Origin of the sequence: Cryobacterium sp. Y62 (assembly GCF_002929785.1) — a bacterium.
Classification (GTDB): Bacteria; Actinomycetota; Actinomycetes; order Actinomycetales; family Microbacteriaceae; genus Cryobacterium.
Window position 1 is genome coordinate 100,504 of the sequence record NZ_PJJK01000112.1, and the last position, 6,507, is coordinate 107,010.

The window sequence follows — 6,507 nt, forward strand, 5'->3', positions numbered from 1 at the left end:
GCACCACCCGACCCGCCCGGCTTCCACCGGGCGGGTTTTTTTCTGCCCGGCGCCACCCCATACGATGAAGTGAACAGCAGAACGGATGTGACGTGACAAATCAGGGTTCCACTGACGTCAGCGCTGTGCAGTCGAGTACTGTACAGGCGGGAAACAACCTCGACCCGTGGTACCACCACTACGCCGAACGAGCCGCAGGCTTGAAGGCCTCCGAGGTGCGTGCCCTTTTCGCCGTAGCCTCCCGCCCCGAGGTGGTGTCACTGGCCGGCGGCATGCCGTACGTTGCAGCACTGCCCGAGGAACTCGTCATCAATGCCATGGACCGGGTCATGCGCCAGAAGGGTGCAACAGCCCTGCAATATGGCTCTGGCCAGGGGGTTCCCCTGTTGCGCGAGCAGATTCTCGACGTCATGGCGCTCGAAGGAATCAAGGCCAACGCCGATGATATCGTCGTGACTACAGGCTCTCAGCACGCCCTCGAACTGGTCAGTAAACTGTTTCTCGACCCCGGCGATGTCGTCATCTCCGAGGGGCCGAGCTACGTCACCGCCATGGTGATCTTCAAGTCTTACCAGGCCGAGGTCGACCACGTTCCGATGGACGAAAATGGCCTCATCCCGGCCGCGCTGATCGAACACATCGCGGCCCTCAAGGCGGCCGGGCGCACGATCAAGTTTCTCTACACGATCCCGAGCTTTCATAATCCAGCCGGAGTCACCCTCAGTTGGGAGCGCCGCCTGGAGATTCTGGAGATTTGCCGGACGAACAACATCCTGGTCCTCGAGGACAATCCATACGGCCTGCTCTATTTCGACCAGCCGGCACCGGATGCGATCCGCTCACTCGAACGCGACGGCGTCGTCTACCTGGGTACCTTCTCGAAAACCCTCGCCCCCGGCTTTCGGGTCGGCTGGGCGCTGGCTCCACACGCCATCCGCGAAAAACTTGTGCTCGCCAACGAGGCCGCCGTTCTCTCTCCCAGCTCCTTCACGCAGATGGTCATCTCTGAGTACCTCTCGACGGCCGATTGGAAGGGCCAGATCAACACCTTCCGCGGCGTTTACCACGAGCGCAAGAACGCCATGCTCGCGGCGCTCGACGAGTACCTCCCCGACCTCACCTGGACCGACCCCACCGGCGGCTTCTACGTCTGGGTTACCCTGCCCGAACAGCTTGATTCGAAAGCCATGCTGCCCCGCGCTGTGAAGGAGCTCGTGGCCTACACGCCCGGAACAGCCTTCTATGGCAACGGTCAAGGTCGCCAGAACATGCGGCTCGCATTTTGTTATCCCACGCCGGACAACATTCGGGTGGGCATCCGTCGTCTAGCCACCGTGATTCGCGGCGAGCTCGACCTACTCGATACTTTCGCCGGAACGGGCGCGCTCAGCGCAGTACCCGATCGGCCCGGAGCTAAGAACCAGCGCTTCGCAGGCCCGTCGGCAAACATCTCCTAAATTCGCCACCCCACCCACACTCAGCTAGGAAAAGTCCTGATCATGAGCGAATTCACCCCCCTAAACATTACCGTCCTAGCCGGCGGCATCTCGCACGAGCGCGACGTTTCACTCCGCTCCGGGCGGCGGGTAGCGGATGCCCTAACTAACGAAGGTCACATAGTCACCGTGCTGGACCCCGGCGCTAACCTGCTCACAACCCTCATGGACCAATCCCCCGACTTGATCTGGCCCACCCTGCACGGCGCCACCGGCGAAGACGGTGCCCTGCTCTCCTTGCTAGAAACAACCGGCATTCCGTTTCTCGGCTCCCGTGGGCCAGCCGCAGCCCTCGCCTGGAACAAAGCCACCGCCAAGGAACTCGTGCTCCGCGCTGGCTTTGCCACTCCCCCCGCTATAGCACTCTCGACCGAGACCTTTCGCGACCTCGGTGCCACGAGCGTGCTCGATCACTTGGTCAGCGCGATCGGCCTACCCCTGGTCGTCAAACCAGCACAGGGTGGCTCCTCACAGGGCGTCACGATCGTGCGCACGCCCGCTGACCTGCCACGCGCCATGGTTGACGCCTACACCTACGCCGATACAGCCCTGGTTGAGGCGTATATTGACGGCACCGAGGTCACCGTGGCCGTGATCGACTCCGGCGAGGGCCCGACCGCACTGCCCATCGTTGAAATCGTGCCCGTCGACGGCGTCTACAGCTTCGAAGCGCGCTACAACGCCGGTGAAACCGACTTCTACACCCCCGCCCGCCTCGCAAACGCGGTCTCACTCGTCGTATCCGACACCGCGGTGGCAATTCATATCCTGCTCGGTCTGCGCCACCTGAGCCGCGTCGACCTCATCGTCGACGCGGCGGGCACCCCGTGGTTTCTCGAGGCCAATGTACTCCCCGGACTCACCGAGACATCCCTAGTCCCCCAGGCCATCGAGGCCGCCAACCAGACCCTCGGCGCCACATACTCCGTCCTGGCCACCCACGCCCGCACCGCCCAGTAGCCAACCCTGTTTCACGTGAAACATCACCAGGCTCAAGCCACCGGCACTGTTTCACGTGAAACAGCGCGGCACGCCTTTTGCAAATAACCCCAGAGCAGGCATTATCGCTGCAGAAGTCACAGGGCATGCCGTTGCTGGCCACGACGTTCTCGGTTTGCATTATCTGGATGCCTTNCGAGCACATTTCTTCTGGGCAGATAGGACTGGACGACGTCCGCCAAGTGAACAGCCATCTGAAGTTCGTGGCGGAGGATCGCAATGCACCGGTTCCTCATGGGAGCGCTGCCGTTATGGTCTCCCCGAGAAGTATCTTCAAACGGGATGCGACAGCAATTGCGGCCGAGCGGACATTCAATATCGGAATCGCTGACGTGCTTGCTCTAGCGACTTCAGTCGAGCGGCTTTGGCTAGTTCTGTCCACTCTTCGTAATATCGCTGACGAAACCGATCGAAAGGCTTCCGTGCTTGCGGCCTTGCGTGATGCACATCTCTTACCCGGGGATGTCCTGGACCGATTCACGATAAGTCCAATAGGTTCTCTCTAGCGCCGTGTATCTCTTCGAGCGTTCTCGGCAGCAGCACATTGCCGGCCAGAGCGAGTCCTCACTTCCAAAGTTCGAGGTCGACCGGACAGTCGCGCTACGCCCGTAGGAAATGATCGCCGACGTCCTCCGGGCGAAGCCAGACGTTGAAGATCACTGGGAGCATCGAGTGAAAATGTTGTCTGTGTCGGGCACGAAATAACTCGGATGGGATCTCACTCCCATAAGACTGTCTGACCATGCCAGCGCACTCCTATCTGGACAGAGTATGCCGCGATTATTGGTTGACCAGCTTCGACCTCAGCGATCCAGCAGTCCGATCACCGACATCAGGTTCACCGTCAAATCGGGAATCCGAGCGACTGCCCGGATTCCCTCATTTGAATTGCCACGCCTCTTGCAGATCGAGGGCGAGCAGGCATTATCGCTGCAGAAGTCACAGGGCATGCCGTTGCTGGCCACGACGTTCTCGGTTTGCATTATCTGGATGCCTTGTCTTTACTAGGCCTCATGGATCGTGTTACCTTAGATGCAACATAGTGATTTTATAGACAACCGGGGTGAAGCGGATGGCTGGCGAGTTTCCGGGTTCGGCGCGGATGTTGCTGGTCCCGGGTGTGGTGCACCTGAACGAGACCGCGGCGGTGTTTGAAGCCATGGTGACGGGGTGGTCCCGCCAGCAGCGATCTCGACAGCTCGGTGAGGGCACGGTCAGGACTCGTGAGCGGCTGATCCGCCGATTCCAGGAGTTCTGCGATTCGTATCCGTGGCAGTGGACCCCCGTCGATGTTGAAGACTTCACGGTTTCGCTGACGTCCGGGTCCGAGCGGTTGGCTTTGTCGACGATCCGCGGATACCACCTGACGTTGCGGATGTTCTGCGACTACATCACGGACTCCCGCTATGAGTGGCCCGCGCAGTGCCATGACCGGTTTGGGCAGGTGCCTTCGCAGGTCTGTAACGAGTGGAACACGGTCGCTCATCTGAACGAATACGAGGGGCAACCTCAGCGGCGTCCGCTGACGTATCGCGAGTTGGAGTTGTTGTTCGACTGGCTCGACGACCGTGTTGATCGGCTTGCCCGGTCGGGCCGCAAGGGTGCGTTGGCGGCGTTGCGGGACGCGGTGATGCTGAAGACCACCTATGCGTTTGGGTTGCGGCGTAACGAGCTTGCACGCCTGGACGTTGCGGATTTGCGCCCGAATCCGCACATGCGGAAGTGGGGAACCTACGGGTCGGTGCACGTGCGGTATGGAAAAGCGTCGGCCGGATCGTTGCCTCGTCGACGGACAGTGCTGGCAGTCCCGGAGTTCGACTGGGCCGTCGATGGCCTGCGGCAGTGGGTCGAGCAGGCGCTGCCGCTATATGAGGCTGGCGGGCATCCCGCGTTGTGGCTGACGGAGCGGAGTACCCGCGTCAAGGTCCGGCAGATTGACGACCTGTTCTCCGTCGCCCGGACCGAGATCGGGTTGGACGAGCATTTGAGCCTGCACTGCCTGCGGCACTCGTATGTGACGCATTTGGTCGAGCACGGCTACCCGGAGCGGTTCGTCACGGAGCAGGTCGGGCATGCGTTTGCGTCAACGACAGCGATCTACACGTCGGTGTCGGACGACTTCAAGAACAAGACCCTGCAGGCGGCGCTGGCCAGGGTCTATCGCATAGACGAGAAAGGAACACGATGACCAGGACGATCCAGGTGCAGTGGAACCTGCGGCAGGTGATGGCCGACCGGGGACTGTTCCAAACCAGCGAGCTGCGGCCCTTGCTGGAAGAACGCGGCATCCAGCTCACTCGCGAGCACGTCTACCGGCTCGTGACGAAGACCCCGCAACGACTGAACACCGAGGTACTCGTCGCACTCTGCGACGCCCTCGGCTGCACTCCGACGGACCTGATCACCCCCGTCGTCGCTGAGCAGAAGCAGGCCAAGACTGGTACGACCGGCGAGGGCGGCCCGAAGATCGGCCAGCTGCGCCCCATCCGTGCCAAGGTGCGGCGCCCCGACGGCGTTGGAGAGTGAGCTCAGGGCGATACCCGGAGTGCATGCGCTGCGGCCGCACCGGCACGACGGTCAGGCTGCCGACCGGGCCGATCTGCTCCTGCTGCCGCCGCGACATCGCCTACCACCCGTCCGTCTGCCCTGAGTGCCTCGAGCTGCGCCCCGTCGCCTATCCCTCGACGAGCAACTTCGGGACGTTCGTCTGCGCCGCATGTTCGGGCGAGGAGTCTGTGTTTGCCTGCACGCAATGTGGTCGCGAGGATAATCCCTACGGCGCTGAGCGCTGCGCACGTTGCATCTTGACCGACCGGCTCACTGCGCTGCTCACCGACCCCATTACCGGCCTAGTTCACGAGCAGCTGCGCCCTGTCTTCGATGAGCTAAACGCCGCGCCACGGCCGCAGAGCGTGATCACCTGGCTGAAAAAGCCGCCAGCCACCGGCGCGAGACTACTCGGCCAGATGGCCCGACGGCAGACTCCGATCAGCCACGACACCTTCCGGAATCTACCGGCGGACAGGTCGCACAATTATCTGCGTGAACTGCTCGCTTCAACCGGCACCCTGCCGCGCTATCACGCCCCGATCGAGCAGATGGAGCGCTGGCTCGACGACAAGCTCGAGCTCGTCGACACCGAGGATGCGGCGGTGATTGGCCGCTACGGCCGATGGCATCTGCTGCGCAATCTCCGCACGACTGCCGATCGTGGCGGCCTGTCCACGAGCGCGATCTATGGCGCACGCTCGCACATCAACGGAGCGATCCGGCTGAGCCGATGGGCAACCACCCGCAGGACGACCATCGCTGGCCTTACTCAGTCGCAGCTGGAGGCCTACCTTGCCGAGCATCCCGGCGGCCGCAACGCTCAGCAAGGCTTCGTCATCTGGCTCGGCCGAAGCCGCACCAACACCGCGATCACCATGCGCTGGCGCGAGTCAACCCTGCCCGAAGTCGTCGTCGCCGACGTTGACCGCTGGGAACAGATCGACCAGCTCCTTCATGACGAGCAAATCGCCCTCTACGCCCGTATCGGCGGCCTATTCACGCTCCTGTTCGCGCAGCCCTTGGAGGCGATCGTCTCGATGCGCACCGACCAGGTCGCCATCGACGATGCAGGCCGCGTCATGGTGTCCTTCGAGGCCGTTCCCGTCGAGATGCCGCCCGCCCTTGACGACCTGATTCGCCGCCACCTCACACGCCCCGGCGCCCCGTCGATCGCGAGCACCGACCACGGCTGGCTGTTTCCCGGCAGACATCCCGGCCGCCACATGGTCCGCGAGAACTTCCGCTCCAAGCTCGTCGCAAACGGCATCCATCCGGGCCAGTCTCGCCAAGCCGCGATGTTCGCCCTCGCCGGCGGCATACCCGCGGCCGTCCTCTCCGACCTGATCGGTATCGCCGACACAACCGCGATCCGCTGGGCAGCCCTGGCCGCCCGCGACTGGTCCGGCTACATCGCCCAACGCCAGCTATAAAACCTGCCCTGAATAACGCGCGTCCACCGGTA

General features: G+C 62.6%; 5 protein-coding genes. All 5 read left to right on the forward strand.

Annotated elements, in window-relative coordinates; translation table 11 throughout:
- Positions 1–92 precede the first annotated feature (92 nt).
- The 5 genes from CXY71_RS13035 to CXY71_RS13065 all read left to right on the forward strand — a co-directional run bounded on the left by CXY71_RS13035 (position 93) and on the right by CXY71_RS13065 (position 6,475).
- Positions 93–1,457, forward strand: a complete 1,365-nt coding sequence (locus CXY71_RS13035; protein WP_233204623.1) for a PLP-dependent aminotransferase family protein — start codon at positions 93–95, stop codon at positions 1,455–1,457.
- 42 nt (positions 1,458–1,499) lie between these two features.
- A complete protein-coding gene (locus CXY71_RS13040; protein WP_104136021.1) occupies positions 1,500–2,456 on the forward strand; it encodes a D-alanine--D-alanine ligase in 957 nt (318 codons plus the stop codon).
- A 1,111-nt stretch (positions 2,457–3,567) separates the two neighbouring features.
- Complete coding sequence (locus tag CXY71_RS13055; RefSeq protein ID WP_104136024.1) at positions 3,568–4,683, forward strand: tyrosine-type recombinase/integrase; 1,116 nt, start codon at positions 3,568–3,570, stop codon at positions 4,681–4,683.
- Positions 4,680–5,021 (forward strand): helix-turn-helix transcriptional regulator, encoded by a 342-nt coding sequence (locus CXY71_RS13060; RefSeq protein WP_104136025.1) that lies wholly within the window; start codon positions 4,680–4,682, stop codon positions 5,019–5,021. The genes CXY71_RS13055 and CXY71_RS13060 overlap by 4 nt, the downstream gene beginning before the upstream one ends.
- Before the next feature lie 278 nt (positions 5,022–5,299).
- A complete protein-coding gene (locus CXY71_RS13065; protein ID WP_146072821.1) occupies positions 5,300–6,475 on the forward strand; it encodes a hypothetical protein in 1,176 nt (391 codons plus the stop codon).
- Positions 6,476–6,507: the final 32 nt, after the last annotated feature.